The 26189-nt window shown below is 66.6% G+C and carries 27 protein-coding genes and 6 pseudogenes; 19 read left to right on the top strand and 14 right to left on the bottom strand.

What is annotated here, in order from left to right; genetic code table 11:
• Positions 1 to 14 precede the first annotated feature (14 nt).
• The 5 genes and pseudogenes from ACIQMX_RS40050 to ACIQMX_RS40030 all read left to right on the top strand — a co-directional run.
• Positions 15 to 191, top strand: a complete 177-nt coding sequence (locus ACIQMX_RS40050; protein ID WP_402485956.1) for a hypothetical protein — start codon at positions 15 to 17, stop codon at positions 189 to 191.
• A 2-nt stretch (positions 192 to 193) separates the two neighbouring features.
• Positions 194 to 421 carry a hypothetical protein gene (locus ACIQMX_RS40045; RefSeq protein ID WP_402485953.1) on the top strand — a complete coding sequence of 76 codons (228 nt, stop codon included), beginning with the start codon at positions 194 to 196 and terminating at the stop codon, positions 419 to 421.
• 11 nt (positions 422 to 432) lie between these two features.
• A complete protein-coding gene (locus ACIQMX_RS40040) occupies positions 433 to 693 on the top strand; it encodes a hypothetical protein (protein WP_402485951.1) in 261 nt (86 codons plus the stop codon).
• Positions 694 to 704: 11 nt separating this feature from the next.
• The gene (locus tag ACIQMX_RS40035; RefSeq protein WP_402485949.1) at positions 705 to 863 is read left to right on the top strand and encodes a hypothetical protein; all 159 of its coding nucleotides are present in this window, start codon (positions 705 to 707) and stop codon (positions 861 to 863) included.
• 314 nt (positions 864 to 1177) lie between these two features.
• A pseudogene (locus ACIQMX_RS40030) lies at positions 1178 to 1582 on the top strand (hypothetical protein); the annotation flags it as partial.
• A gap of 54 nt (positions 1583 to 1636) precedes the next feature.
• Here the strand turns inward: ACIQMX_RS40030 and ACIQMX_RS40025 are convergent.
• Both ACIQMX_RS40025 and ACIQMX_RS40020 read right to left on the bottom strand, forming a co-directional pair.
• A pseudogene (locus ACIQMX_RS40025) lies at positions 1637 to 1807 on the bottom strand (IS5/IS1182 family transposase); the annotation flags it as partial.
• Between the two features lie 377 nt (positions 1808 to 2184).
• Positions 2185 to 2656 (bottom strand): annotated as a pseudogene (locus ACIQMX_RS40020) (transposase); the annotation flags it as partial.
• Between the two features lie 240 nt (positions 2657 to 2896).
• On the opposite strand from ACIQMX_RS40020, the gene ACIQMX_RS40015 reads away from it, so the two are divergent.
• Entirely contained in the window at positions 2897 to 3832 is a 936-nt protein-coding gene (locus tag ACIQMX_RS40015; RefSeq protein WP_402485946.1) for a hypothetical protein, read from the top strand.
• Positions 3833 to 3898: 66 nt separating this feature from the next.
• On the opposite strand, the gene cynS is transcribed toward ACIQMX_RS40015, so the two are convergent.
• Both cynS and ACIQMX_RS40005 read right to left on the bottom strand, forming a co-directional pair.
• The gene (gene cynS, locus ACIQMX_RS40010) at positions 3899 to 4369 is read right to left on the bottom strand and encodes a cyanase (protein WP_402485943.1); all 471 of its coding nucleotides are present in this window, start codon (positions 4367 to 4369) and stop codon (positions 3899 to 3901) included.
• 104 nt (positions 4370 to 4473) lie between these two features.
• Positions 4474 to 5076 (bottom strand): carbonic anhydrase, encoded by a 603-nt coding sequence (locus tag ACIQMX_RS40005; protein WP_402485941.1) that lies wholly within the window; start codon positions 5074 to 5076, stop codon positions 4474 to 4476.
• Between the two features lie 121 nt (positions 5077 to 5197).
• On the opposite strand from ACIQMX_RS40005, the gene cynR reads away from it, so the two are divergent.
• Complete coding sequence (cynR, locus tag ACIQMX_RS40000; protein ID WP_402485939.1) at positions 5198 to 6103, top strand: transcriptional regulator CynR; 906 nt, start codon at positions 5198 to 5200, stop codon at positions 6101 to 6103.
• A 679-nt stretch (positions 6104 to 6782) separates the two neighbouring features.
• Positions 6783 to 6977, top strand: a complete 195-nt coding sequence (locus tag ACIQMX_RS39995) for a hypothetical protein (RefSeq protein ID WP_402485936.1) — start codon at positions 6783 to 6785, stop codon at positions 6975 to 6977.
• A gap of 120 nt (positions 6978 to 7097) precedes the next feature.
• On the opposite strand, the gene ACIQMX_RS39990 is transcribed toward ACIQMX_RS39995, so the two are convergent.
• The gene (locus ACIQMX_RS39990; protein ID WP_402485933.1) at positions 7098 to 7895 is read right to left on the bottom strand and encodes a hypothetical protein; all 798 of its coding nucleotides are present in this window, start codon (positions 7893 to 7895) and stop codon (positions 7098 to 7100) included.
• A gap of 448 nt (positions 7896 to 8343) precedes the next feature.
• Here ACIQMX_RS39990 and ACIQMX_RS39985 point away from each other — a divergent pair, with 448 nt between their 5' ends.
• Entirely contained in the window at positions 8344 to 8748 is a 405-nt protein-coding gene (locus ACIQMX_RS39985; protein ID WP_402485930.1) for a DUF6896 domain-containing protein, read from the top strand.
• A 4-nt stretch (positions 8749 to 8752) separates the two neighbouring features.
• Here the strand turns inward: ACIQMX_RS39985 and ACIQMX_RS39980 are convergent.
• Positions 8753 to 9561: pseudogene (locus tag ACIQMX_RS39980) on the bottom strand (IS5 family transposase).
• 64 nt (positions 9562 to 9625) lie between these two features.
• A complete protein-coding gene (locus ACIQMX_RS39975) occupies positions 9626 to 11452 on the bottom strand; it encodes a serine/threonine-protein kinase (protein WP_402485927.1) in 1827 nt (608 codons plus the stop codon).
• 1233 nt (positions 11453 to 12685) lie between these two features.
• Here ACIQMX_RS39975 and ACIQMX_RS39970 point away from each other — a divergent pair.
• Positions 12686 to 12949: a hypothetical protein gene (locus ACIQMX_RS39970; RefSeq protein ID WP_402485924.1), complete on the top strand. Its 264-nt coding sequence runs from the start codon at positions 12686 to 12688 to the stop codon at positions 12947 to 12949.
• 1287 nt (positions 12950 to 14236) lie between these two features.
• Here the strand turns inward: ACIQMX_RS39970 and ACIQMX_RS39965 are convergent.
• The gene (locus ACIQMX_RS39965; protein ID WP_402485921.1) at positions 14237 to 14407 is read right to left on the bottom strand and encodes a hypothetical protein; all 171 of its coding nucleotides are present in this window, start codon (positions 14405 to 14407) and stop codon (positions 14237 to 14239) included.
• A gap of 340 nt (positions 14408 to 14747) precedes the next feature.
• On the opposite strand from ACIQMX_RS39965, the gene ACIQMX_RS39960 reads away from it, so the two are divergent.
• Both ACIQMX_RS39960 and ACIQMX_RS39955 read left to right on the top strand, forming a co-directional pair.
• Positions 14748 to 14978, top strand: coding sequence for a DUF397 domain-containing protein (locus ACIQMX_RS39960; RefSeq protein WP_402485919.1), 231 nt, complete (start codon positions 14748 to 14750; stop codon positions 14976 to 14978).
• Positions 14979 to 15068: 90 nt separating this feature from the next.
• Positions 15069 to 15968, top strand: coding sequence for a helix-turn-helix domain-containing protein (locus ACIQMX_RS39955; RefSeq protein WP_402485916.1), 900 nt, complete (start codon positions 15069 to 15071; stop codon positions 15966 to 15968).
• Between the two features lie 28 nt (positions 15969 to 15996).
• On the opposite strand, the gene ACIQMX_RS39950 is transcribed toward ACIQMX_RS39955, so the two are convergent.
• The 5 genes from ACIQMX_RS39950 to ACIQMX_RS39930 all read right to left on the bottom strand — a co-directional run bounded on the left by ACIQMX_RS39950 (position 15997) and on the right by ACIQMX_RS39930 (position 20160).
• On the bottom strand, positions 15997 to 16818 hold the full coding sequence (locus ACIQMX_RS39950; RefSeq protein WP_402485913.1) for an SAM-dependent methyltransferase: 822 nt from the start codon (positions 16816 to 16818) through the stop codon (positions 15997 to 15999).
• 160 nt (positions 16819 to 16978) lie between these two features.
• Complete coding sequence (locus ACIQMX_RS39945) at positions 16979 to 17296, bottom strand: hypothetical protein (protein ID WP_402485911.1); 318 nt, start codon at positions 17294 to 17296, stop codon at positions 16979 to 16981.
• Positions 17297 to 17443: 147 nt separating this feature from the next.
• Positions 17444 to 18427 carry a hypothetical protein gene (locus ACIQMX_RS39940; protein ID WP_402485908.1) on the bottom strand — a complete coding sequence of 328 codons (984 nt, stop codon included), beginning with the start codon at positions 18425 to 18427 and terminating at the stop codon, positions 17444 to 17446.
• 1123 nt (positions 18428 to 19550) lie between these two features.
• Complete coding sequence (locus ACIQMX_RS39935) at positions 19551 to 19799, bottom strand: hypothetical protein (protein ID WP_402485905.1); 249 nt, start codon at positions 19797 to 19799, stop codon at positions 19551 to 19553.
• 25 nt (positions 19800 to 19824) lie between these two features.
• Complete coding sequence (locus tag ACIQMX_RS39930) at positions 19825 to 20160, bottom strand: transposase (RefSeq protein WP_402485902.1); 336 nt, start codon at positions 20158 to 20160, stop codon at positions 19825 to 19827.
• A gap of 104 nt (positions 20161 to 20264) precedes the next feature.
• On the opposite strand from ACIQMX_RS39930, the gene ACIQMX_RS39925 reads away from it, so the two are divergent.
• Positions 20265 to 20996, top strand: a complete 732-nt coding sequence (locus tag ACIQMX_RS39925) for an HNH endonuclease family protein (RefSeq protein WP_402485899.1) — start codon at positions 20265 to 20267, stop codon at positions 20994 to 20996.
• Between the two features lie 47 nt (positions 20997 to 21043).
• Here ACIQMX_RS39925 and ACIQMX_RS39920 read toward each other — a convergent pair whose 3' ends face one another.
• A complete protein-coding gene (locus tag ACIQMX_RS39920) occupies positions 21044 to 21505 on the bottom strand; it encodes a hypothetical protein (protein ID WP_402485897.1) in 462 nt (153 codons plus the stop codon).
• Positions 21506 to 21884: 379 nt separating this feature from the next.
• On the opposite strand from ACIQMX_RS39920, the gene ACIQMX_RS39915 reads away from it, so the two are divergent.
• From ACIQMX_RS39915 to ACIQMX_RS39890, 6 genes and pseudogenes are all read left to right on the top strand, one after another.
• Positions 21885 to 22058: a DUF6207 family protein gene (locus ACIQMX_RS39915; protein WP_402485997.1), complete on the top strand. Its 174-nt coding sequence runs from the start codon at positions 21885 to 21887 to the stop codon at positions 22056 to 22058.
• Positions 21995 to 22588 carry an RNA polymerase sigma factor gene (locus ACIQMX_RS39910; protein ID WP_402485994.1) on the top strand — a complete coding sequence of 198 codons (594 nt, stop codon included), beginning with the start codon at positions 21995 to 21997 and terminating at the stop codon, positions 22586 to 22588. The genes ACIQMX_RS39915 and ACIQMX_RS39910 overlap by 64 nt, the downstream gene beginning before the upstream one ends.
• Positions 22585 to 23493: a hypothetical protein gene (locus tag ACIQMX_RS39905; RefSeq protein WP_402485894.1), complete on the top strand. Its 909-nt coding sequence runs from the start codon at positions 22585 to 22587 to the stop codon at positions 23491 to 23493. Before ACIQMX_RS39910 ends, ACIQMX_RS39905 begins: the two co-directional genes overlap by 4 nt.
• A 412-nt stretch (positions 23494 to 23905) precedes the next feature.
• A pseudogene (locus tag ACIQMX_RS39900) lies at positions 23906 to 24180 on the top strand (IS630 family transposase); the annotation flags it as partial.
• A 624-nt stretch (positions 24181 to 24804) separates the two neighbouring features.
• A complete protein-coding gene (locus ACIQMX_RS39895; protein WP_402485892.1) occupies positions 24805 to 25821 on the top strand; it encodes an RNA polymerase sigma factor in 1017 nt (338 codons plus the stop codon).
• A 207-nt stretch (positions 25822 to 26028) separates the two neighbouring features.
• A pseudogene (locus tag ACIQMX_RS39890) lies at positions 26029 to 26103 on the top strand (aminoglycoside phosphotransferase family protein); the annotation flags it as partial.
• Between the last annotated feature and the right edge of the window lie 86 nt (positions 26104 to 26189).

Below are 26189 nucleotides of genomic sequence, written 5' to 3'. Positions count from 1 at the left end.
AAGGAGAAATGACCGTGGCCAACTACACTCCGCCCATTGGCGGAGAGAAACACGAGTACTTCCCGCTGGAGGACGACTGCCTTGGTCCCGACGGCGAGGCGTACCCGGAACACGACTACCCGCAGGTCAGGGAGGGCAACGAGTGCCGCCGCTGCGGAGCTGAAGCCGTCGATGAGACAAATGGGAGTTGACGGTGGCCTCACAGGCAGCCCAGGCCCTGGAGAAGTCGATCCGCGCCCTCGGAGGCGCCTGGGGTACTCACCGTTCCGTGACCGTCCTGAGTAACGCAGGGCTCGGCCACGGTGATCTGCGGGCGCAGGAGAAGCGGGCCCGCCAGGCCCTCCGCGACCTGAAGGCGGCGGGCGTCATTGTGAAGGTCGACCCGGACAGTGCCACCTACCGACTCGTCACCGAGCAGTGAGGACCACGACCATGGCGCAGGTAACCGCCAGCGAAGCCCTGACCTACTCGATCAAGCGGGAGCAGGCCCAGTTCGCCGAGGAGGCCGAGCGGCTGGCCGCACAGGTCGCGTACATCGCCACGAACCCGCCCACCGATGGGCGCACCGTCTCCGGCGACATCACCCGCCTCATCCAGGAGGCCACCTTCCTCCTGAAGCGCGCCGTCACCATCGAAGCCGGGCTTGAAGCCGTCGGGCTGATATGTGCCGAAACCGTTACCCCCGAACAATGAGGAATAAGACCATGAGCACACCAGACGAACTTCGGACGCGCGCCGCCGAGCTGGAGAGCAGAGTCCCGCCGGTCATCGCCGGGCCCCGCACAGACGATGAGCGGATGTGGCTGGAGAAGGCCGCAGCTCTGCGTGCCGAAGCCGACAGCCTCGCCACCCCCGAGCAGTAGCCGCAGAACACGACGCCCCGGCCACCTCTAATGGCCGGGGCGTCGTCGTGTCAGCATAGATCCGTGCCAACCCACGCCCTCAACGCAGCCCCGCAGGTCGACGCTGACCTGCTGCAATCCCTCAACATCGACCCGGTACACCTGGCCCCGACCCCACCCTGGACGCCGTGCGGGACTGCCAGCATCGAACGGCTCCTGGCCCGCCACCCGTGCCTGCGCTGCGGCCAGCCGTCGACTGTGGCCGGTGCCGTCGACATCCCCGGGCACGGCCGCCGGTGGGTCGACCGCTGCACGCCATGCCTTGTCGCGACGAGCGTGTCGGTGCGGTACTGTCCGCGCCGGGCAGTGACTCAGCCGGCGTGGTCGCCACCGACGTGCCAGAGGGTGTTGTGACGGGAGCCGAGGTGGAGGCATCTCCGCCTCTGGCGGTGAAGGCGAGGTCGCAGGTTCCGATGTGGCGCGAAGGGCTGGCCGCGACGGCACTGTCGGTGGACTACCAGCGCATCCTGGCCTCGGTCGAGGATCGGGTCCGTCTCGGGCAAGGGCCGCTGGCCTGTCAGGAGATGGCAGCCGTGTTCGGCCTGGATGTGGTGCCGGTCAAGGTGGAGGGGTTGCGGTCGAAGGCGAAACGCCTGGTCGCGCGGGGCTGGCTGGCCGAGCCGGCACCGGGCCGGTTCACCCTCGCGCGGAACGTGAGCGGGCCAGGCGGCGGGTCATGATCATGGTCATCGACCAGTAGATCATCGCCTCGGCGCTGCTCGTGGATCGTTCGAGTCACGCACCAGACGGCGGCTTCGCATCAGGTGGGCGAAGAGCCGCTCGACGATCCACCGCTTGGGCAGCACCACGAAGCCGCGCATGTCGTCGCTCCGCTTGACGATCGCCAGGACCAGCGCGAGGCCGGCCAGACAGTGCTCGACGAGGCTGCCGGTATAGCCGCCGTCAGCCCAGACGAGTTCCAGCCGGTGGTGAGCGTCGGCCAGCTCCGCCCTCGCGGCCTCCTCGACATGGTTCTGCTGCCAGCCGGACAGCCGCTCCCACAGCCACGACACCGGCCCCAGAGCCACCCGCAGACCAAGATCATCCGGAAGGGCCACTCTCCGCTGCTGCTGCGTCTTGTCCCACCCCGCAGCCTTCGGCTGGTCACCGGCCCCAGCTACGGCAGCGCGCTGTCCCACCCGCTCATCGATCGGGACATCCTTCGGCTTTTCCCGCGCAGCGGGCCGACCCCGGCCACCGGCGACGCCGATCCGGCCGCGGTGTCCTCGCCGTCGACGGCCTGGTCCTCGCGTACGCACGCGCGGTCCTGCGCATGCTCCTCGCCCCAGGTGTCCGACCGGCCGAAGACGAACTCGCCGCCGCGCTTCGGCGGTCGGCCGCCTATGGGGTCGTAGACCCGTGGCGGCGTCGGCTGGCGCATCACCCGGTCCGACCGAGTATGGCCAGCCGGGGATCATCAGATGCTTGCTGTCGCCGTACCCGTACGTGTGGCAGAAGCACCGGTCCGGGGCGGTGTCCGCGTCCGGTCGCAGCCAGGGCGAGACGTCCACCGCCAGCACCAGACGCCCGTCAGCCGCCTTCGGCAGGGGCACCGAAACCAGAGCCCGCCGTAGTCGATCCACGTCCAACCGCCCCCGGTTCAGGCCCGCGTACAGGGCCCCGTGCCCGCGCCGGTGTTCCGGCGCAAGAGCCAGCCCGACCAGCGTCTTCACCGGCCCATCCGCGCACAGCATCGCATCGGTGAGCTCGAACAGCTCGTCTCGACGGGCCGTGAAGCAGTCGTAGAAGTCGATCCGGAACTGGGTAACACGGTCAGGGAATCGTGACCGGAGAAGTCGTGCAGGGGAGTCACCTTCACAGCATCGGGATGATCAACAGCGCTTCAACAAAGCGCATGATCACATCAATCGGAGTGACTTCCATTCGGCGGACTCGTTGTGTGAGGTGTGGCGACAACTCATCTACGCGCATGTGATGTTCCCGAAGTCCGTCAGGACTTCCTCCGTTGGGCCGACAACAACGTCGAGCGCGGCATGCGCGGCTCAGGTGCGGTACAGGTCCACGGCTTCACCGACCCCCTCACGATGCGGAGTGCCGTGCGGGGCGCAGAGCAGTTCTTCGTCAACGACCGCATGACGTGGCTGGCACGTACGACGGGCGAGGAACTGCCGGTGTGCGCGTTCGACGCGGCCGACCTGCCGGACCCGATCGGGTTCCTGCTCTGGTCCGACGACCCGAGCGCACACACCAAGACCCTCGGCCGGCCGCGGGCCGTGCTGTGGTGCCGGGCCGGGATGACCCTGCGGATCCTCGTCCTGGACGATGCCGGGCCGTACCGGCGCACCCTGGAGGAACTCGGGAGCCAGGCTGATCCGACCTGGGCGAGCCAAATCCAGGGCTCGCTCGCCGGTGGCCTGGCCATCGGCTTCGGCGCGACGATTCCGCTGAACACCGAGACCGAGTGGGACCAGGTGAAGCACGCCTGGACCGTCGACAAGTACGGCCGCCCGGCGAAGGACCGGTACGGCGTGGGCACCGACCAGGTCAACAACATCAACGAGGACCAGCTCCGCGTGATCCGGACGCTGCTGGGCACCCTGCTGCTGATCCGCCAGCCCGCCGACGCCCGCCGCGCCTTGTGGCAAGCCGAACAGGTGCGGCCCGACGCCGCCGCCCGTAAACGCCTGCGCCGGGCCGGCGCCGAACACCCCGATGCTCCGGTCCGCTACATCACTCTCCGCCAGTCAATCCGGCCCGCCCCCGACGACGATCACGGGGCACAGGACACCGCCAGCCGCGTCTACCGGCACCAGTGGTTCGTACGACCTCACCGCCGCACCTACCCCGACCAAGACGACCCGACGGGTTACACCCGCAAGTGGGTCGGACCGTACTTGGTCACCCCCACCGGATGCGAAGACGCACCGATCCTCGGAAGAGAACGAGTCGTCAACGTCCTGCGCCGCTGACGCGACGAGGCGGGAACCGAGTCCCGGCGCCATTCATCGCGAGGCTAAAACTCAAGCTCAGGGCGATCAGAAGGGCTTGGTCGGCAGGTACTTGCCGTCCATGGTGATGACGGCGCGCTCGCCACCCTCGGGGTCGGCGATCTTCTTCACGTCCAGCTTGAAGTTGATCGCGGAGATGATGCCGTCGCCGAGCTGCTCGTGAACCAGGGCCTTCAGGGTCGTTCCGTAGACCTGGAGCATCTCGTAGAAGCGGTAGATGGTCGGGTCGGTGGGGATACCGCCGGGGATGGAGCCGCGCGTGGGGATGGTCTGCAGCCTCATCGTGTCGTCGGCGTCCAGGCCCAGAAGGTCGGCCACGGCCTCGGCTGATGCCTTGGGCAGCGGGTGCTGGCCGAGTACGGCGGCGGTGACGAAGGCGATGGAGAGGTCCGCGGCGTCGGCAATCTGCTGCCAGGACAGGTCCTTGCTGATCTTGGCGTCAACGGCCTTGGCTGCCAGGGCCTGACGGGCGGTGTTGTCGAACTGGGCGTGCACCATGAGATGGGTTTCCTTTCGGTCATGCCGATCGCCGGGGGGAAGGGGGGAACGGCATGTAGAGGGGGCAGGGGTGATCCCGCGTCGGGGGATCAGGATTGGCCCGGTCAGGCCGCGAGGGCGGGCGAGGGGACGCTGGTGTGGAGTTCCGTGATGGTGCCGGAGGGGATGTCGTAGACCCAGCCGTGCAAGGTGACCGACTTCGTCTTCAGGGCGCGGGCGACGGAGGGGTGAGTGGCCAGGTTGGCCAACTGGGCGAGCACGTTCTCCTGCACCAGGACATCCACCTCCTGCGCGCCGGACTCTCCGGCGATACGGGCGCGAGAGGCATCCGCATGCCGCAGCCAGTCGGCGATCGCCGGCGCGCAGGAAAGGTCGTGCTGCTCGGCGAGGGCGGTCATCGCGCCGCAGGCAGAGTGCCCGCACATCACGATGTCGCTCACGCCCAGGACGGATACGGCGTACTCGATGCTGGCCGCGACCCCGTCGGGACCGGGGGTGTAGGCGGGGACGAGGTTCCCGGCGGTGCGGATAACGAACAGCTCGCCCGGCTCGCTCTGGGTGATCAGCTCCGGCACCACCCGGGCGTCCGAGCAGCTGATGAACAGCGTGGAGGGGTGGTGGGTGGTCGCCAAGTGGGCGAAGAGGCCCTCCTTGGCCGGGTAGACGTCCCGCTGGAACTGCGCAACGCCCTCGATGAGGTCTTGCATGGTCACTCCCTTCGTGGCTGTCGGCCTCGGGGGCTGACGGGTTCCACCATGCATGACCAGTATCTATAGCGTCCAAGACTCAATATCAATGCCTATAATTACTGACATCTATAGTTGGGTCATGGCCCTGGAACTCCGTCATCTGCGCTACCTGCTCGCTGTCACCGAGCACGCGAACTTCACCCGTGCCGCCGAAGACCTGCACATCTCCCAGCCCACGCTTTCCCAGCAGATCAAACAGCTCGAGCGCACTGTCGGCGCCCAGCTGCTGGACCGCACCGGCCGCACCGTACGCCTCACCGACGCGGGGCAAACCTACGTCCACTACGCCCGCCGGGTCGTGCGCGACCTGGCGGCTGCCGAACGTGCCGTCCTGGACGTCGCCGACCTCTCCCGCGGCCACCTCCGCCTCGCCTTCACCCCCACCTTCACCGCCTACCTCGTCGGCCCCCTCACCGCTGAACTCCACACCCGCCACCCTGGTATCACCCTGGACCTCAGGGAAATGACTCAGGACCGCATCGAAGCCGGCCTGCTGGCCGACGAACTCGACCTCGGCATCGCCTTCCACGGGTCCCACCTGCCCGGCATCACCGCCACCGCCCTGTTCACCGAGACGCTCACCCTCGTCACCGCCGCCGGCCGGCCCGGAACGAGCGGACAGGAGCCACTTCCTGTACGAGACCTCGCCGATCGCCAACTCGTGCTACTGAGCGGCGACTTCGCCACTCGCGGACACATCGACGCGTACTTCACCACCCACGCGGTGCAGCCACGCATCGCGGTGGAGGCCAACTCCATCCAGGTCCTCACCGAAATCATCCAGCGCACCACGCTGGTCACCGTCCTGCCCAACGCCATCGCCCACGACCACCCCCACCTCACCCCCATCCCTCTCACCCCCGACCTCCCCGCCCGCACCGTCACCCTGCTGAGACGCGATAGCGCCTACCAGAGCGCCGCGGCCCGCACCTTCACCCACCTTGCCCACGACCACATCACTACCCGCGGCTACACCCCCCTCTGAACGGCGGCTACCTATTCGCGCGCGCGGGCACGTCAGATCTGAACGACGACCGCGACCTCGTGGCCGCATCGGGGCGAGGAAGGCGAAGTCGACGTCTCCTTCGCTGATCCGATCCCACACCGCCTCGTTCTCGCCGCGGCTCTGGGTGGAGTTCACGGCCGCAGCGTCCACACCAGCCCATCTCAACAGGCCGCTCACGCGGTCCCGTTGCAGGGCGATCCGAGGGAAAACGACGACGGTGGGGCCGGACAGAAGTACCCCGCGCACCTGGTAGGCGGCGGACTTCCCAGCACCGATCGGCATCACCACGAGCGTGTCGCGCTGTTCGATGACCGCTCTCATCGCCCGCAACCGCTCCAGGCGCAGCCGCTCCCATCCGGACACCATGCGCGCACTGCGCTGCAGCCGCCGGGACAACGCGTCGAAGGTGAACATGGTGCTCCCCGGGGGCTGCGAGATCGGGCCGGGCGGCACAAGCGCCGTCCGAGTGACCTCCGACTCCCCCCGTCCGCAACCTCACGGCACCGAATGCGGCCGCTCCCGTCGGCCGCCCGCGCGACAGCTCACCCGCCCCGGACCGTGCCCGCGAGCGGCACGCCGCGCCTGCGGGGTGCGCACGACGCAGCGCCGTCGCGGACCGGGATCGCGGTACCCACCGCGTTCGGCGACCATCCTCGTGATGGCCTCACCGAAGGCGAGCGGGTCACGGCCGCCCCTGCGCAACGACGTTGACCTGGTGGTTCTGGTGCGGGCGGGCTGCGGTGCGGTCTTCGCCGCGGCGCGGGAGTTCTGCAGGGCCACGCGGGCCAGGTCGACGCCGCTCAACGTGGTCTCGTCGTTCACGCCGGAGCTCCCGTCGCGCTGGGAGTGGTGAGGAACGCGGCCATGTCGGCGGCCGCGTCGTAGTTGGGGCTCGGTCCGCAACTGCCCGGCACCAGTAGGAGCACCTTGCACGGGCGACGTGACTGAGGGCCCCGTTGGGGGTCGAGTTCAGTCAGTCGCTCTCCTGGTAATTCATGAACCAATGGGTGTCGAAATAGCGGGCCATCGTGAACCGGTGGTGCGGGTCGATGAGGATGCGACAGACGAACTGTGCGACTTGGCTGTCGAAGAGGACGTCGCCGTCGTCGAAGGTCCGGACGACGACGGGCCACTGATCAGGGTCGTCGCCGCTGACCCGCCAGCAGTACAGCTCCTCGTGCTCCGTGCCCGCCCAGATGAGCAGCCCGTCCTCTCTGAGACTCGTCCACGGCTCCTGATACAGGCTCAGCCACGCGTCGAAGGCTCCCTCGCCAAACGTATTGACCATGCACTTGTAGTCAGTAGGAAGCGTGGTGCCCAGGCGTGACTCCACCTCCGCCCAACGCGCGTCCGGCTGCTGCGCAGGCTGCGTCCAGCCGGTGATCTGTACGAGTCGCTCCACCCAGTCAGCGCTCTCATGAGGAGCGACCGCCAAAGGTTCCAGGACCCGTCTGTGGGCGACCACCAGCACCGGCCGCTCGATGTCGTCGTCGTCTCGCGCCGCACCCATGCCAACCCACTGATCCCCATAGGCCCAGGCCCGCATCGCCACAGCGCGGTCACCGAAAGGGGAAAGAAGACCCGCGCCACTGACCTCGTCGACCGTCGGATCGGTGAAGCCGTCGAGGACGAGCGTCCGAGGGGCTCCGTACCTGCCGACGAGCAGGTCGGTCAGAACTTGCGGATCCAGGTCATCGGGCAGGTACATGTGGCCGTCCGCCGGGCCGAGCTGAGCCAACAGATCGTTCACTGTCGTCTGGGTGAGCTTCATGGCGGACAGTGAAGCGCATCGCACTGACAATGGACCTGCCCCTGCGCATCCTTCGACGTCTATTGGACCGTTGCCGGTCCGGAGATCCTCCAGCGAGATCGCCGCGGCACATGAGTTCTTGGCGACGACAGCACGCCGGCGCTGACCGACACGGCAGGCTCAGCGATCGTGGACATCCGCCGCACCACGACTGCCATCACCGACTACTGATACCAACTCTGCACGTACCACTGACACCCTCCGTGCGCACGCGATGAGCCCAAGAGCCCCGCCGAGGAAACCTCGGAAGTGGTGAACCCATTGAACGCGCAACAAGTCTGGTGGCAGCTCCCGGATACTTCTCCCCGAGTGCGCTTTAACTGATCGTTTCAGAATGCCGTCCTGCGGAGATGCTGGCGGCCCCATGGAACAATCCCTTCAGCTGCGGGATCAGAGGGGATGACGCCGTATGGTACGGGTTGGGGCTGCACGGGAGCTCGTGCTCGGTTACGTCCACGCTCTGAACACAATTGACGAGGCCATGAGGGTGGCGATCCCGTCGCTGGAGCGACTGGGAGATGTCCTCGGCCTGGTCCGTTCGCGCCGGATCATCAGCCGGAGTGGGCGCGTCGGCAGCTACTCCTACACGGTTCATGGGGCAGGGTGCCGCTTCGTCAGCGACGACGGCACTGAGGTCGATGTGGACTTCGCAGCCGACGGGAGCGAAGTCTTCGACATCTGGCGGCTGCGTTGCTATGGGCTGAGCCTGGCGGAGCCTTTTGACGTCGCGGATCAGGACCTGCGCTCCGCAGTGCGGTCCCTGCAACCGCTTCTGGACGAGGTGCGGCCGGGGTGGTTCACCGTAGCCGATTGATCGCTCAGGATGCGGTGCGCGGGCGGCGCAGGCATATGAGGCTGCAGGCCAGTTCGAGCAGGCCCTGGTGAAGATCGGCGCGTCTCTCGTAGCGGGTGCGGAGCCGTTTGAACTGGTGCAGCCAGGCGAAGGCGCGCTCGACCACCCAGCGCACCTTGCCCAGTCCGGAGCCGTGGGCGACGCCGCGTCACGCGATCAACGGCTTGATGCCGCGCTTCCACAACAGGCAGCGGTACTTGTAGTAGTCGTAGCCCCGGTCCGCGTACAGACGCCGGGGCCTGCGGCGGGGGCGTCCCCGCAGTCCCCGGATCGATGGGACGGCGTCCACCAGTGGCAGGAGCTGGGTGACGTCGTGCCGGTTCCCGCCGGTCAGCGTCACGGCGAGCGGAGTTCCGTGGCGGTCGACGATCAAGTGATGCTTGGAGCCGGGGCGGGCACGATCGGCGGCTGAGGGGCCGACGTGATCCCCCCTTTGAGGGCGCGGATGTGGGATCCGTCCACGGAGCAGTCGTCCAGGTCCAGCAGGCCAGCGCGTCGAAGTTCGCTCAACAGGGCGGCATGCAGGCGGGGCCAGACGCCGGCCTCGGTCCAGTCCCGCAGCCGATGCCAGGCTGTTACTCCGGAACAGCCCACAGTCTCCGCGGGGACATCGCGCCACGCGACACCAGTCCGCAATACGTACATGACGCCGGAGAGCGTCGCCCGGTCGGAAACACGCAGCCGCCCGGGATAGCGGCGGCGGCGCTCGGGAGCGGGCGGCAGCAGCGGGGCCAGCCGGTCCCACAGGTCGTCAGTAACAAGATCAGCACGCATTCCGGACACTCTGCCGACCAAGATCGTCAAGCGCAAGACCCGAGCTCAACTCATTCTGAAACGATCAGTTAGTGCGGTGGAACCCAAACGGCCCGTCGTACCCCTCCGCCTGCACATCCATCGTGTTCTTGCCGGTCGAGCGGAGTATGAAAGAGCCGAAGTCGGCACAGACACCCTGTGCGACCGTCTCGCCCTCGATCAACCCGGCGGACAGACTTCCCTCCTCGATGGCGATCAGTCTGCCCGTGATGTAGCACTCGCTTGGGGAGGTGCCCGCAGTGATCTTGATCGTCGAATCCAGCTCCACCTCTTCGATCCGGAGACGATAGTTAGGACTGACATCCTCACTGGTCCATGTGCCGGTGTATTTCTCACTGATCGCCCGCGGGGTGGGTTCGTCCCCCTCGTCACGCAGGACGGCAGACCACACGTCGGCCTCCCAGTGGAGTTCGTCTCCCTTCCGTGTGAGCGTCTGGGTCTTCGGTGGTTGGCACGCCAACACTTCGTCCTCCGGTCGGTCCGCAATGACCTCCGCCTGCTTCAGGTCTTCGCGCTTGATGACCATATGGCCACCGTTGACCGGAACAGATCCGATCGTTCCCCTGCACATACGCTGCCCTTGGAGGAAGGAGTACGTTCCGCTGTTGCCCGAAGCATTGCCCAGGCCGATCCTTATTCGGAGGAACCGCATGGGCCCCGCTCCGTCATTATCCTCGACCTCACCTGCCCAGTTCCCGACGAACGCGGAGTTGTTGCGCGGTAAGGGCCGTCCGGGCCCGTCCGTACCGTTGCTGCCGTCCGCGCCGTCGTCGCCCCCGAACAACTGGGGGAGAAGAACCACCGTACCCACGGTGAAAGCCAGTGCCGTCGCGAGCACGAGGAGCCTCGACTTGCGGATCGCGGGTCGGCGCGGCCGCTTCACGAGGGGCACGTCCGGCGGTGGAGACACTGCCTGCGCCGGAGGGGTGAGAAGGGTCCGCGCGGAGGGTCCGTCGGCATCCAGCAGTCGGCCAGCGTTGGAACCGAGGTGGGCGAGGAGCTTGCCAGGTAGCCAGTCCGGCCGCGCCGTGAGGGCCCACTGCGACGTGCGCTCCAAAAGATCGCCCGTGGAGGGGCGCCGGGCGGGGTTCTTCATCAGGCAATCGCGCACCAGGCCGTACAGGGGTTCCGACAGGCCCTCCAGGTCTGCCGCCTCCTCGGCTATCCGAAACATCAGGGCATGTGCGCCGCTGCCCAGCTCACCGAACGGAGTCCGGCCGGTCGCGGCGTACATGAGAACGGACGCCAGACAGAACACATCTGAGGCCGGGTCGGACTTCCCGCCCCGAACCTGCTCGGGTGACATGAAGCCGGGCGAGCCGATCACCACTCCCGTTCGGGTTCTGACTCCGTCGACCGGTGTCTCCAGCGCCCGCGCGATTCCGAAGTCGATAACGCGAGGCCCGTCCACGGTGAGAAGGACATTGGAAGGCTTGATATCACGGTGCACGAGGCCGGCCACATGAATGTCAGCTAAGGCGTGCGCAAGTCCGTTGGCCAGGGCGAGGACGGATTCCTCCGGAAGCGGCCCGTACTCGCCACCGACGACCGCGTGCAGGTCCGGGCCCGGTACGTAGCCGATGGCGACCCAGGGGGTCGCGGCCTGCGTGTCCGCGTCGAGAACCGGCGCCGTCCAGGAGCCGCCCACACTGCGCGCCGCCTCAACTTCCCGCGCGAACCTCCACCGGAACTCGTCCTGCTGCGCCAGCGTTTCCCGCACCGCCTTCACGGCGACCGTGCGCCCGCCCACGGACCGTGCCAGGTACACCCGCCCCATCCCACCCGCCCCGAGCAGACCAATGAGACGGTATGGGCCGATGTGAGTCGGATCTTCTGGCGTCAGCGCATCCACAGGTTGACGATAGGCCAGGTGGCGGTGGTTGGCGTGGGAATCGGGTGACAGCGGTAGCGGATGCCGGAGCACCACTATCGGGCCCGGTGGAGCAGCAGGTCTTCCTGCCACCACTGCCTGCTGCACCCCTCTGCCGCGGCCGCCATGCCGGCAGACGCCGCGCGGCACAGCCCACATGACCTGGAAAGAACGCCTGGTCTCCTTGGACACCCTCTGGGACTTTCCAGGGACTCTCGGCCGCGCCAAGGGGCACAAGCGTGAAACAACCGAAAGGCCATTTCCCCAGGTCAGAGGCTGATGGTCGGTCGTTCCTGCAGGTCAGCCGAGCAACTACTCTCTCCCAGGACATCAAATCAACACAGTAGGTCTGCGCTCAGCATCGCCTCTCCTTGGCGCCCCATCGATGCTCGTCACCTTGACAGGGCCTGACCTGCCCGACAAGGCGCCTGACACCCCATCAGGACCAACGTCACAAGCGTCATTTCAGCGTCAGGATATCGCCCGTAACGCCCACAGCGCACATAATGCGCGCTCGGCGAAGTCGCAGGTCAGACACCCTTTACAGCAGGCTCAAGGATCACGACACACTCGACGTGGTGGGCCATCGGAACGATGTCGACCTGGACGCCTGGGCACGAAACTGCAGGTCAGATACCCTTCTTCTAGTCGGCCAGGGAGGCGTACGGAGCTCGGAGCGTCACAGCGGAGAATTGGCCACACAAGGGGAGATCGCTGCGAACCCCCACATCGCCGCGCAGTCGCCGGGCAGCTCCTGGAGCAGGCCCACTTCGACGCCCTGCTCGCCCGACGCCCCTAACCCTCGTGCCTCCAGGCCAGCTGGGCGCCAACAGCTCCCCGCCAACGCCATCCGTCAACGCTCCGACCCGGACAGTGATCGTGTTGCGCATCGAGGGCAATTTGCGGACCACTCAGCCTCCAGCAGGGACGGGGGCCCTCGCCAATACACCCCAGTTCCTCAATGCGGACCAGCCCCTTTCACGAGCCCCGTGAACAGCCGACCACGGCTCGGGCGCAAGGTCCGATCCGCCTGAGAGCTGGGCAACATAGCCCGAGAACGCCGGTTAGCCAAAACGGCGTTCCCGCGCACCATGGATATCTCGCAGTCGCATCAAGGAGCAACCCGACTCCTCGTTGACGGAGAGCCTGTCACGACCGCGCAGATCGCCCCGCTCACCGCGTCAGGAACGCGTATCTACCCCCAGGAGCCACCACGTGAGCCCAGTAACTGCCGACGCGAACGTTGAGAGCACGGCGTGCAGCCCCACGCAGATCCGTGCCACCTGGGGCGGCACCAGCAGCGTGGCAGATGCCTCCAAAGCCTTCGGGTTCTCCCGCGCGAAAGGCTACGACCTCGTCCGCCAGGGGAAGTTCCCCTGCCGTGTGCTCCACATCGGCCGCGGAGCACGCGTAATTACCGCCTCCCTGCTCCGCGTACTCGAAACCGGAGAGCCCGAGTACAACCGGGTCAACAACTAACGCTCCCCCGCCCTCACCTTGTGAAGCCCAGCCGAACACGGCGAACCTCCGCCCCAGCTGGCCACCATCAGCCGGCCCATCGCCTGACTACGCACGCTCCGTACACCCCCCTGCACCGCAGGAACCCAACCTTGCTCCGTGTCAAGGCCCCTGATCGAATCGGCCGACGGTACTGGCGGCGGCGTCATCAGCGTTGAAGGCTTCCCCTCGGCAGCGGCTTTGGAGTGGGCGCCGATTTCCTCGGTATGTTGAGGCCGCGGCACGCAGTCAGGTGCGGAGCCAGATATCGACGGCGCCGCAGCGCCGGTGCCGCTTGCCATAACGGGGTGCAAAAGCCGGGGTGTTCTCCAATCTGTTGATGTTCCCTCTCGATGGTCTTGCATTTCTCGTCCCTCACCTCGTCGAAGCCGGTTAGCCGTCAGCCTCGTTGTCTGCACCCGGCAGCCGGCGCACAACTGCTACTCGATCACGGTGGCGACCCCAACCCGTACGAACCGGAGATCCTGCTGCCATGACCCAAACCGGTGGGTTCCGGTTGCACCCGCTGGCCCAGGCGCTCTTGAACCACAAGATCCGGGGCGGGTACACCGGGTCCGAACCCCTGCAGATACCCCCTGACAAGCACCCCAAATAGCTCCTGCCCCAACCGAGACGAGGGGCGCGCCGTACACTCGCTTCGCGACCACACTGAATCGAGATGCATGCGCACCGAACCATGGCAAAGAGACTGCAAAGCAGTCCAATAAGGCCAGGTCGCGAAGGGTGCTCTCCGCGCGTGCGGAGGTGAGCCGCCGACAGGAGCGCCGCATGAAGGTCCGAGCAGGTGCTCTCCGCGCGTGCGGAGGTGAGCCGGCCGGTGCGGCCGGGGTGGGCTTCGGCTTCGGGTGCTCTCCGCGCGAGCAGAGGTGAGCCGTTGTCGTGGGCGTGGGCTTCCTCTTCCTCCTGGTGCTCTCCGCGCGAGCGGAGGTGAGCCGTCCGAGCCGGGGACCTTCCCGCCGGTGCCCGGGGGCTCTCCGCGCGAGCGGAGGTGAGCCGCTGATGCCCCATCACATCTTGCCGATGCCGATGTGCTCTCCGCGCGAGCGGAGGTGAGTCGGCCACGTGGATCGACGGCGTGACCGCCGCGAAACCCGCCTCGCCGACGGCACGGCGGGGACACAGCCATAGGCGCCCCACTGGACGAGAAGACGGTCACAGCAGCAGTTCAGCCGCTCGTGGAGATGGATGAAAGCATGCCTCGAACGGACACAGGATCCGTTGGACGGCTCCCCACGGGAACGCAGGCTTTCACTTCGCCCCACCGACCTCGCAGCATCCCCAGAGCGGGGCAACCCGGGCCGTCTGGGCCGGCCCCGGACCGGAACTGCCAGCCTGGACCATCACCGCGCCCGCGTAGAACTCGAGTTCGCTGCTCGCCGGACTCTCCTGCGCGCTCGCCCGCATGTCGGGCGTACGCACGATTCGCTCAGTGGCCCGGAACGTCCGATCGAAAACCTCGGCACCTTTCAGCGTTTCCCGGCGAGCCGGGATACCTCCTCGAATTCAATCACGATATTCCGACACCAGGTTCACGCCGATGATTGATTCGACCAACCAGGCGACCAGAGAGCGTGATTGTCGGACCATCTTCCCGTAAGGGTGCGAGAGCACCCTTACGGGGGACTTCACCACCGTCTTGGGCTGACTAGGATTCTCATCATGTCTCGCCATGCAATCCCAAATGAGAATTCGGGCAGGCCGCATCCGTGACTGAGCCCAGCTGGCGTGACACTGAATAGTCCACGAGAGAGGGAAGTTCATGCAGATCGAGAATGGCGTTCTCGCCAGCGAGATTCCGGGTGCCCAGTGGGTCAAGGCGCAGTCCAGCCAGGGAAACGGCAACTGCGTGGAACTCGCCAAGCTCGACTCGGGGGTGGCCGTGCGCAATTCACGCTTTCCCGACGGCGGGGCACTGCTGTACACACCGGACGAGGTGAGGCATTTCCTCGCAGCCGCCAAGGCGGGCGAATTCGACCATTTGATCGACTGATGGCCTAGCTTGGGCCAAGGCTTGGAACTGCGGGTAGGCGGAGTGCATCCTGAGGGGCAGATACTGGCATCTAGCCTCTGGGAGCCTCGCATGCCCGCTGTTCCGCATTCGCAGCCGGACGGCCAGGACGCGGTTGTCACACATCTCCACCCCGGCCGCGAGGCATCGAACATCATGCTCGGGGAGTTCCTCCGGCAGTGCCGCGAGGAGCGCCGCCTGAACCAGTCGGACCTGGCGTACGTCATCCGCGGCTCGGTCTCCAAGATCAGCCGCTTGGAGCGCGGCGAGAGTCCCGCGAAGCGTCGGGATGTAATGGATCTGGCCGACTTCATGTGCCTCGGCGCCGAAGAGCGGCGGACGATAGAACAGCTGCTGGAGCAGGCGCTCGACAGGGCCTGGTATCAGCAGTTCAGTGATGTCACTCCCAGCTACCTCAAGCGGTTGATTGCTCTGGAGGGCAGCGCGTCCCACATCATGACGTACGAGAGCCAGGTGGTCCCTGGGGTTCTCCATACGCCGGCCTACTCGCGCAGCCTCGTTGAGAAGGTGATGGTGAACGAGCGGGACGTCGAGCGAACGGTCGCGTTGCGCTTGCAGCGGCAGACGGCCTTGCGGTGGGGCAACACCGTTCGGTTGACGGCCCTTATCGATGAAGGCGTACTGAAGAGGCCCTGGGGCGGGCCCGAGGCGATGTGCGAGCAGTTGGAGCACCTGCTCCGGGTGATGGAAGAGTCCCGATGGAACGTGCGCATCGTGCCGTTCGGCGCGGCCGAGGGGTTCATCCCGCCGTACCCGATGACGCAGTTGGAGTTTCCGAGCGAGGGGCCGGCTGATCTGGTGTACGTCGAGGGAATCACCGGCGCCGAGTACATTACCAAGCCGGAGCTGGTCGACAGGTACCGCAGGGATCTGCACCAGGTTCACGTGGCGGCCTTGGATCGCACAGGAAGCGCCGAGAAGATCCGTGAGGCCATCAAGTCGTATGCCTAGGAGATGGCTTCACGGACCCAGTGGCGGGTCACAGGGAGGCGACTCCACCCCACTCGACCCAGTCGGTCGCTCTAAGTTCGGGCGGCTGCGGCGGCACTTCGGGTAGCCAGTCGACGACATTGCCCAGGCCGGGCGGGTCGATGATGGTCAGCCCGTCGAAGTAGGCGCGAACCTCTTCCGGTGAGCGCACCCGACCCCACGCGTCGCCGGTCTGTTCCCTCATCAGTTCGGTGACATCGTTGCGCACACGGGGGTCGTCGCTGGCGAGCTGGCAGATGACGAGGTAACTTCCGGAGGGGAGTTTGCTGGCGACACGCTCGATCATCTCGGCTGGGGTCCCGCGACCACTGTTGTCCTTCAGGCAGTGGAGCACTGAAATGAAGAGCGCGGCGATAGGTTTCTGCCAGTCGAAGAAGTCCTCGGTTTCCCGAAAGATTGTTGCGGAGTCCCGCATGTCCGCGTCTATGACCATGGTGCCGTCGTTCTCGTCCAGGGTGGAGCGGCCGAAGGCGTGGACCATGGGGTCGTTGTCCACGTAAGCAACGCGGCATTCTCCGTTCAGACCCTGTGCGATCTCGTGAACGTTCTCCTGCGTGGGCAGACCGGACCCGTGGTCGAGGAACTGGCCAATACCTCTGTCCTTGACGAGGTAGCGCACCACTCGTCGGAGGAATGCTCGGTTGTTGCGGGCAAGGAGCTGTGTGCTGGGGGCGATGCGCAGGAGCTGGTTGCAGGCATCGCGGTCGGCGGCGTAGTTGGTTACCCCGCCTAAGAGCGCGTCGTACATGCGGGCGACGCTAGGGGTGTTGATGTCGATGCGGTGAGTTTGGGGTTTCTCCCCGTGGACCATCTGCCCTCCTTCCGATCTCGTTTGAAGATCTCGGCCAAGGAAGTTCCCTATGCTAGATGGGCTTTCGCCCTCGTGATAGTCCCCGCAGGGGTTAATGATCCTTGAGAGAGTTGAGGGAAGCATGAGGTGCGAAACCCCTACGTTTATACACCCTCGTTCCTCAGAATCGGTAAAAGCAACAGGGGGTCGCCGGGCATGTGGTAAAGGCGGCGGAGGACAGGGCCGCGCGGACGGTGTGGTCGTCCGTGCCCGTGGCCGCCGCGGCGGCCGGCAGGCTCAGCCCCAGTTGGTGGTAGAGGCGTACGGCGTCTGCCTGGAGGTCGCTGAGGTGGCACCGTTGCCGGGCGTTCGTAATGATGCCGTGCTCGTCGACGCTGCCGACCGCAAGGTTCAAGGTCTTCCACGCCTCCTCGGCGAGGCTCGCACTGCAAAGCGCGTCACTCCAGCCGGCGCAGAGGGCGGTGAAGGCAAGGTTCACGGCCCGTCGGCACGGCGCATGTCATCGGTCTGAAGTCGGGCGTAGTCGAGGTAGACCTGCTCATTCAGTTCGCGGAAGGCAGCGTATTCCAGGGAGTGTTCGGACGGCCCGGCGCAGACAGCTTCTGCGCCGAGTGCGGCCGACGCTTCACCACACCGACCTCCATCCGGTGCTCCCGTCCGTCGCCTGAGCGCAGATGTTCCAGAAGGGGTGCACGATGCTCGGCTCCACTTCCAGCGCAGCAGCGAGGCTCTCGGTGCTTTGCCAGTCCAGTAGGCCGCCCGCAAGTGCGTGCTCGACGTCATCAGGATCGAGCCGCGCTCGCGCAGCCAGATCCGGAGCCGACGGCGCACCGGCCGCCAGGTGGAGGGGGCGCAGAATACCGCCGAGGCAGCGCTCGGCTTCGGCTGCGGAACTGTAGTCCGCCTCGCCCGATGCTGCTTCCCAGGCCATGCGCAGGTCTCGGGGCTCCCCACCCAGGATTGTGACGACCATACAGGTGACCGGCCAAGAGGCGATCAACTCGCCGCCCAAACCCAGGGTGACCGCGTCGTTCGGCATTCTCGCCTGTCGGGCCACGTCCTCGATGGACAACGCTGCAGCGTCCCGGAGTGCCGTCAGGTACGTCTGCAGCACCCGGGCAGCAGCCCGTTGCACCGGGCCGGCGGGACGCGTGAACACCCAGTCCACCGGCCGCTCCGCGTCGAGCTGCCTCGATCGACGCGCGGCGGCGTTCCTTGGCTGTGCCGCGAGCTGCGCGGCCACCTTCGTCTCGCTCCAGCACGCACGTGCCGAGGCTTCACTCGTTCCCGTTGCGATCCCGATCGTCGACCATGCTTCGCCGACGGCTCGTTCGTCCTGCACTGCGGCGGCCACGTAGCAGGTGACTTCACGCTGGAGCCATTGCGCGAGTTTGAAGCGCACCTCCAACGGTGCCTGGCGGTGCGCGGCTTCCTGAAGCTGTTGGGCCACTGCCTGGATCTCTGCGGCGATAGCCGGGCTGAACTCGCCCGCCGACGATGGTGTGTCGGTGATGCTGCGGCGGGCTCGGTCACGGGCCCACTGGGCACGCCGTCGGCACCGAGTGTCGCAGTAGAGCTTGGGCCGACCGGTGTTGGAATTCTTCTTCACGGGCTTACCGCAGGCGGTGTGAGCGCACCGGGCAGGGCCTGTGGGTGCAGTCATGCGTCTCTCCCCGAGGAACGGCCAGCGTCGCTGCCGGCCGAGAGTGGATCACCGAGCGGGATGGTGGCCAGGCTGACAGCCTGGCCACCCGTCACGCCCTAGCGGCGCATGACCAGCATCACCACCGTGTTCAGGACGGCGTCCCACGGGACGGGATCTGCCTCAACGACGGCAACGGCGAGGACCACGAGCACGACGATCACACGCAGCGCCCGGCGGATTGCGCCGCCCCTGGCCGTTTCCTGGCACGAACAGGCAGGCATACTGGGGGTAGAGGCCGGGGTGGTCATAGCGGACCCTCGGCCTTCTCGAGAGAGCACATCATCTCCTATGGATATGAGGGTGCCCTTTTGCTGTGCCCCAGAGGTTGCCCCCTCTGGGGCGCGGCACCCAACTCATGGTGGTTGGGCAGCGACCCTGAGTACCGACCTTACAGCCACTCGGGTGATCCAGGAGCATTCGCGACGCCCTCGGGATAACTGTCAAAACAGAAATGCTGCCCCCCTGCACAACCTCACGCGCACACCCTTTGAGCACCACTTCAGGCAGACACATGAACACACTCGATCATTTTGACGCGGTAAATGTTCACGAGAGCCAAAAGAGTTTCCACTTCACGCTTGGGATAGTTGCCGCGGGATCCTAAATGCAACACCAGATGCACGTGCATATGAGAATTAATGATCTTCGCGATTGTTAACCAAGACGGGTCTCCATCAGGGAGCGCACCCAAGCGCCAGACGGCGCGCCGGGCGCCTCGCCTTGATATCCCGGAAAATTCAGAGTCAAACGCCCTCACCCGACCTGAGCGCGCCACGCCCGTCAACGTCAGGGCGTTTGCGTGCGAATTAGCACCGAATCTCAGAATCGGAAAATGGGCGACACGCTCGGGGCAGCGCACAAGATTTCGTGAGTAGCGCCACTAATCGAAAACACCCTAGAACAACTTGGTGCGAACCTGCTCGCCTTGCGAGGCTTCACGGCTGGGCTGCGCCCGAACTCGCTGGAAGAACCGCAGGTGGATACGCGCCCAAGACTTCGGCGTTGTCGGGTGCTGTCCAGTTCGTGATCACGTGAGCCCGACGCGGGCGAGGGGACGGCGAGGGCCGCGGGCCTCGGCGAACGTGGCGTCGCGGATGTGATGCAGCAACTCGATCTTCCAGCGATCGCGGACGAGTTGGGCGAGGCGGGCTGGGGTGGCCTGTTCCGCAGTCAGGCCGGTCACCGCGTAGATAGCGGTGACCGATGTCCGGCCGATCTTGCGGTCGGTGCGGCGACGCTTGATCTGGCGGGCTCCAAGGAACAGCAGGTTGTGCACGGTGGCGACTTTGATCCTGCGGATCTCAGGCCGTCCGTGTCCGGTGTTCCGGGTGCGGCCCTGAAGCGAGACGTCCCCAGGGAAGGGACTTGACCTGCTTGAACACCTCCTTCTTGACGATCACGATGTAGTGGGCGCCGCGGGCGAGAAGGTAGCCGGCGTGGTCGCGCTGGATATGCATGGCATCGCTGATGACCACGGTGGCGGCCAAATCGTCGACGGTGCCCAGCATCGGCTGCAAGCAGGTGATCTCGTTCGTCTTCTCGCCGACGTCCAGCTGGGCCATGACCAGACCGGTGGCGTGGCCCAGCGCGGCCAGCAGGTACACCTTGCGGCCCTTGATCGGCCCATGCCGGAACAACGAGGAGCCGGTGACGGGCGGTGCGGTACGACTTACCCGCCTGTGGGGTGACGTGTGAGCGGATTCGCCCACATCAAGAGGCGCCGGGGCAGTACGAAGGCTGCATGATCACTAACACGATGCGCGGCATTCTTACCGCCGCCCTGACCGCCCTTCCCCTCTTCGCGATCACTCCAGCAGTCCATGCAGCCGATCTTCTAGCGCCAACACCTGCCTCGTTCAGCGCAGTCGCCGCTGCGCCCGCACCTGTCGCGGCGCCCGCGTTGTTGACGCTGTCCGACGCAGTCGGCCAACTCCCTGTCGCAACCGAGCAGCGCGAGGGGTATAAGCGCGAGCTCTACAAGCACTGGAACAAGGGCCTGAACGCGACAGACGGGTGCGACACCCGCCGTGAGGTCATCCTCTCCGAGGCCGTCGAATCCCCTCAGGTCGCGACGGGATGCAAACTCACGGGCGGGTCCTGGACCAGTGCGTACGACGGCGTCACCGTGACGGACGCCGGCGGACTTGATGTTGACCACATGGTGCCCCTGGCGGAGGTGCACGACTCCGGCGGCTTCGCCTGGGACGCAACTCGGCGGGAAGCGTACGCGAACGACCAGGACTCCCCCCTCACGCTCATCGCCGTCACTGCCAAGTCCAACAGGTCCAAATCCGACAAGGACCCGGCGCAGTGGCTCCCGCCGGCGGCCGACTACCGGTGCCAGTACGCGGCCGAGTGGACCGCCACCAAGCTCCGTTGGACTCTGGCCGCGGATGCGGCCGAACTCCAGGCGCTCCAGGACCTGGCCGCCGAGTGCCCGACCACCATGGTCGCCTACACACCCGCTCCGTAGGCGGACATGCCGTCATAAGCAGCGCCCAGCCGTGTGACATCTGCCGTTCAGCGCAGCGTGTACTGCAGGAGGCGGGCGCGGGCATCGCGGTCGGGCAGGCCCAAGCCAGAGCCGAGCGTGCTCCCGACCGCGTCGTCCGCCTCCGCATAAAGGGCTGCAGTTCGGCCTGCCTCGGTGACCATGCGCTCCAAGGTGGCGATCGCACGCAGAGCAGCCAGGGGTGCGTCGGAGGCCAGGGCATCGAGGCGTCGGTCGAGCTGGGCGAGGAGAGCGGCGAGGTCTTCCGGAACGGGCGCAGCGCGGGCCTCGACCTCGGCGATGTGCTGGTCCCCGTCGCTCTCAAGACCGGAGGTGTCGTACTCCTCGGGGCTGTGGCGGTCCACGGTCTCCCAATCCAGCGGGTAGTGGGTCTCGCTACGCCACCCACACGCGCACGAGGCGCGCACATGGGTGGCCAGCGGTGCACCCAGGGTGCCGTCGTAGACCCACCGGTCCCTGCTCTGATGCATGAGGCCACCGCTACCGGCATCGAAGTACACCGCCTTCGGCTCCGATCCGTCGGCGATGAGCACTCCCGGCCGGCCCTCATGCGCCGCACCAAACTCGTCTGTCTCCCACACCGCACCCACCCCGCTCTCCTGCCCACCTATAACGACACGGCTGACGATGCACCAGTGCAGCCCTGGGTAAGTGACAAACCCTCGAAATAGTGAGCGACCGGTTCGGGCTGACGTGCGGCTGGCCGGAATACCAGCCGGGTACGGGGCACATGATCACGGTCATCCAACGCAGCGATGGTCCTTGAGCCCCGGAGGGGTCTCTGTCACTCGTACGGACGGAACTCACGAGGCATCCACATCCCGGCAACGAGCCGCTCGTCGTACAGGCATGGAAGCGATCGACGCACAGCATGTACAGGAATCCGGCCTGGTGGTCTTCGACATCACCGCGGCCGACGAAGAAACCGCCGCCCTGGTGATGGCCTCGCTGGAGCAGCGCTGGGCAACATCAGGAATCACCGTTGCCGGGCGCATGCCGGGAACCCGGACGACGACCAACTGACCCGCGCCCAGCGCGACGGGTCGGCCTTCGAACCACTGGTTCGGCGGCACTCGGCGGCACTGCACGCCTACTTTGCGCGGCGGGCACCCGCCGCGGCCGACGACCTGCTCGCGGAGCTGTGGCTGCAGGCGTACTCCGCGCGGCGGGGATTCGACCCTGCCCGCGGCCCCGCGCGGGCATGGCTCTTCGGAGTGGCCAGGAACGTGCTGGCAGGCCACTGGCGCGATACGAGGCAGGAGCGGGCCGGCGGACCGCACTCGGACCTCGTGGGCGACCCGTGGCAGGCGGTCGACCACCGGCTCGACGCGGCGGCCGCCGGACCTGAGCTGCGCCGTGCCATCGGCGACCTCCCCCCGGCGGAGCGGGAATTGCTCCTCCTCGTGGCCTGGGAGGGGCTCAGTCCCACGGAGGCTGCAGCCGTGACCGGTATACCGGCCGGCACCGCCAGATCACGGCTGCACCGGGCTCGCACACGGCTCCGCGAAGCCCTTTCGCTTTCTCTTCACGGCATGACGAAGGAGAACCGATGAACGACAACGACGACGCACCAGGGTCTTCGCGGGCGGCCGTGCTGGACTTCCCCGGCGCGGACGGGCTACTTGCCGCGGCAAAGGTGCCACCCGTGACGGCGGCAGCGGTGGACGCGGCAGTCACCGCGGTCGCCGGACGGGTGGCGGCCGAGCAGGTCACTGAGTTGAGGACCCGCGTGCCGCTGACCCGTCGCCTCCTCGTGGCGGCAGCGGCGGTGGCCACGCTGGCGACCGGAGCGGTCGCGTATCCAGTGCTCGACCTCGGGCGCCCTCCCGCTCAGACCGCGTCGGCTGCCGATTTCCTGCACGGCATGGCGGACACTGCAGGAGCCGCACGCCCGTCGCAGGCACCGTACTGGAAGGTCCGCACCAAGTTCGAGAACGAGGACGACGGAACGGGCACCACCACACTCGTCTTCGACCGTACGGGCACCATGTGGACACAGAACAGTCTCTCCCCCGGCCAGAAAGCCGTCCCAGGCAAGAAGAAGCAGTGGCTGGTGGGCGGGAACCGGCTGACCTGGGCCCAACTGGACGCCCTGCCCGCAGATCCGGACGCGCTCGCGGACACTTTCGGCGACCATCCGTTCGGCCCGATCTCCGTCATCCTGGCAGACTCCCCCGCGAGCCCGGCGCTGCGCTCGGCGCTGTTCGACGTACTGGCCCGGACGGACGGGGTGACGCTCCTCAGGAACGTCAAGGACAGCATGGGCCGACCGGGAACCGCGATCGAGAACACCATTGCCGCCGATCCGCAGTTGGGAAGCAAAGCCGTCGCGACACGGCTCGTGATCGACAGGGCGTCCGGAAGCATCCTGGAGGAGTCTTCCCGCATCGACGGCAAGGTCGTGACCCGGCAGACCTACCTGGAGTCAGGACCGGCATCAAGCCGCCGTACCGAGTGACACAGCACGCCACCCGAAGGTCCCCCCGTTCCATGGTCAACGGAAGGACACGCCAAGGGCCGAGTCGCTCGCTTCGCACTGAATCCCGGACGTGCGATCCACTGGATCACCAGCGTGACCATGGAGCAGCATTTCAGCGCACGCCCGCACGCGTGGGGCCCCCAACGACGGCCAGAACGTGCGCGCGGTCCCGACGCCCGCACGCGCGGGAAACCCCCGCCGGCTCCGGCCGGCTGGGGTGTTTTTCTCTCACCCACGTCTCACCGACCAGACGGACGCGCCTGGGCCACAGCGAGCTGACCTGGCCCCATGCACCCCGTCGGCCCGGCACCGACAACGCGCCATCCCCGCTCAACGGCCGACCGTGTGGCAACAGGACACCTCGGTCAGACGAGTCATGAGTCAGACCCCGGACAAGGTCCGCAACGTGGTCGGCCTCTGCCTCGACCCGCCGAAGAAGGCCCTCGTGCTGTGCGTGGACGAGGAGTCGCAGATACAGGCCCTGGACCGGTCCCAGCCGGTGCTGCCCGGGGTGCCTCCGCCAAAGGGATCGGCTCCCTGCACCGCCGGCACCGCCGGCACCGGGCCACCGAGTTCAAGAAGTTCCTCGCCGAGATCGACAAGGAGGTGCCCGCCGAGTTTCAGGGGTGCACCTGATCCTGGACAACTACGCGACGCACAAGACTCCGGCGGTTCCCCTCGGCAACAACGGCTCCACCACACCACAGCACAGCCCACTGCTCGCCCGTTGGATGTCCCCGCCCCATCTACCGGGATCACCCATCCCCCAAGATCGACTCGTCGGCGAGGGCACGGAGCAGATGCTGACTGCGTTCGGGCAGTTCAACGCACGCTTCTCTCGCACGCTGAGCTACGCGCTGCGCCTGACCGTGGACCCCAACAGCCGCCGGCGTCCGGATGGACCCGGAACGGTTCAGCCGGCTGCTGCCGCCCAGGGGCAGAGGCTCGTGGTCAGGCGCGGGAAGAAAGTGAACTTCCTTGTCATGCAAGACGCCCCTTGCTGCCCCTATCTCGCTGAACGGGCCCAGCGGAACAGCCGCGCGGGACAGTGTTGGAGGGAGCGCACGATGGAGGTCGTCGTGGGGGTGCTGGTGCTGGCGCTGGTTTCAAGTTTCAAGAAGCTGATCAAGAGTGCGGTTCACAGCAACCGCGCCAGGGACGAGGCATTCTTGATCCGTGCCACTGGCGAAGCCGACCTCGCGCGTGCACAGGGCAAGGCAGCCATCATCCGCGCACGGGCTGAGAGGGTGACCGCGGTCAAGTCGGGCCGGAGTCGGGGGAACAAGAACCATGGCTGACGAGAGGACGTTCGCCGACGAGCTCACGAAGGTGTCCAGGGAGAAGGGCGTTGCTCTCGTCGCATACGCCCGAGGGCGGCTTCATGATGCGCGGATCCCGGCGTCCAGGGCGAGCGCCGAGGACATGGTCCAGGACGCCATCGCGATCGCCCTGGCCAACCAGGCCAAGGAACCCATCAACAACCTGGAGGGCTACCTCCGTACGGTCATCAAGAACCGTGTTCGAGACGAGAAGCGTCGTCGGCGAGTGGCCGACCCCATTGACGTGGCAGAGGCGGAGGCCAAGCGCGTCCTGTGGGTCTCGGACATTGAGGACGTGGACGGCCGCCTCGATGCGGAGAAGGCACTGCATGGGATGTCGTGCCAGCAGCGACGGCTCATCCTCCTGGCGAAGGGAGTCGGCTACTCGCATCAGGAACTGGCTGACCTCACGAACCTCAACCGCGGCACCATCTCCCGCCACATCGCCCGAGCGACTCAGGTTCTCACCTCAGCCCTGGGGGCAACTGCCGTCGCAGCAGTCCTGTGGGCCACGCTGATCACCGCGGAACTGAGCCCTCCGGCTTCGCCGCCAGGTGGCCCTTCGTACTGGAAGAAGATTGATCCGCTCACGCCGGCCCTCGCAGCAGCTGCCCTCTTCGCGGCTCTCTGCGCATCGGGCTGGATGGTGAACAGGATCAGGAGCACCGCGCTGCGCCGCACCCAGGTCCTCCGCGGCATGCTCCAAGTCGTTGACGAACTTCGCCAAGCACCTGGCGCAGCTGCCGTTCCCCCAGCCCGCGTGTACGCGCAGAGGCTTGGCATTCCCGTGGGCTGGATCGACGAGAAGACGTTGATCAGGGGCCGTCTCAAGGATTGGTCGAAGCAACCGATTCCACGATCGACGACTCCGGTGGTTCCTCTGCCTGTGATTCTCCGGAGCGGAGATATGGTTCAGGAGATCCGCCCCGGCTCGAACTCGGAGCCGAACCAGGTCATCTACGGCATGGGGCGGCACCCATATGGGTAGCCCCACGACGCCTGTCGGCGGATTCTGATCGTCGCTGGTCCGGCCAGTTGTTCAGGGCCTGTCCAGCGGATCAACTCAGACGGCGCAGCCTGACCTGGTCAGTCAGCGGCGCGCACCGAGCTGTCGGGTAGCGGGACGCGGTCAGCTGCGCAGCCGCAAGCGAAAACCTGGCGACGTCAGCGATCACCTCCGGGATACTGGTCGCCCATGGATGAGGTCAAGGTCGTCGTCGCCCATTCCGAGCGCGCAACCCTGCGCGTCGGCGACGTGTTCCTGAGAGTGCGGAACGTGAGCTCTTGTCCGTTTCGTAGTTGAGGTTGGGGAAGGATCCCTGGTCGTGGGTGGGGGGTGGCCCTCAGGCGTCGGGG

Source organism: Streptomyces sp. NPDC091416, assembly GCF_044756845.1.
Lineage (GTDB): Bacteria > Actinomycetota > Actinomycetes > Streptomycetales > Streptomycetaceae > Streptomyces.
Note: the sequence above shows the minus strand (reverse complement) of the source record. Positions and strands in the feature narration are given on the sequence as shown.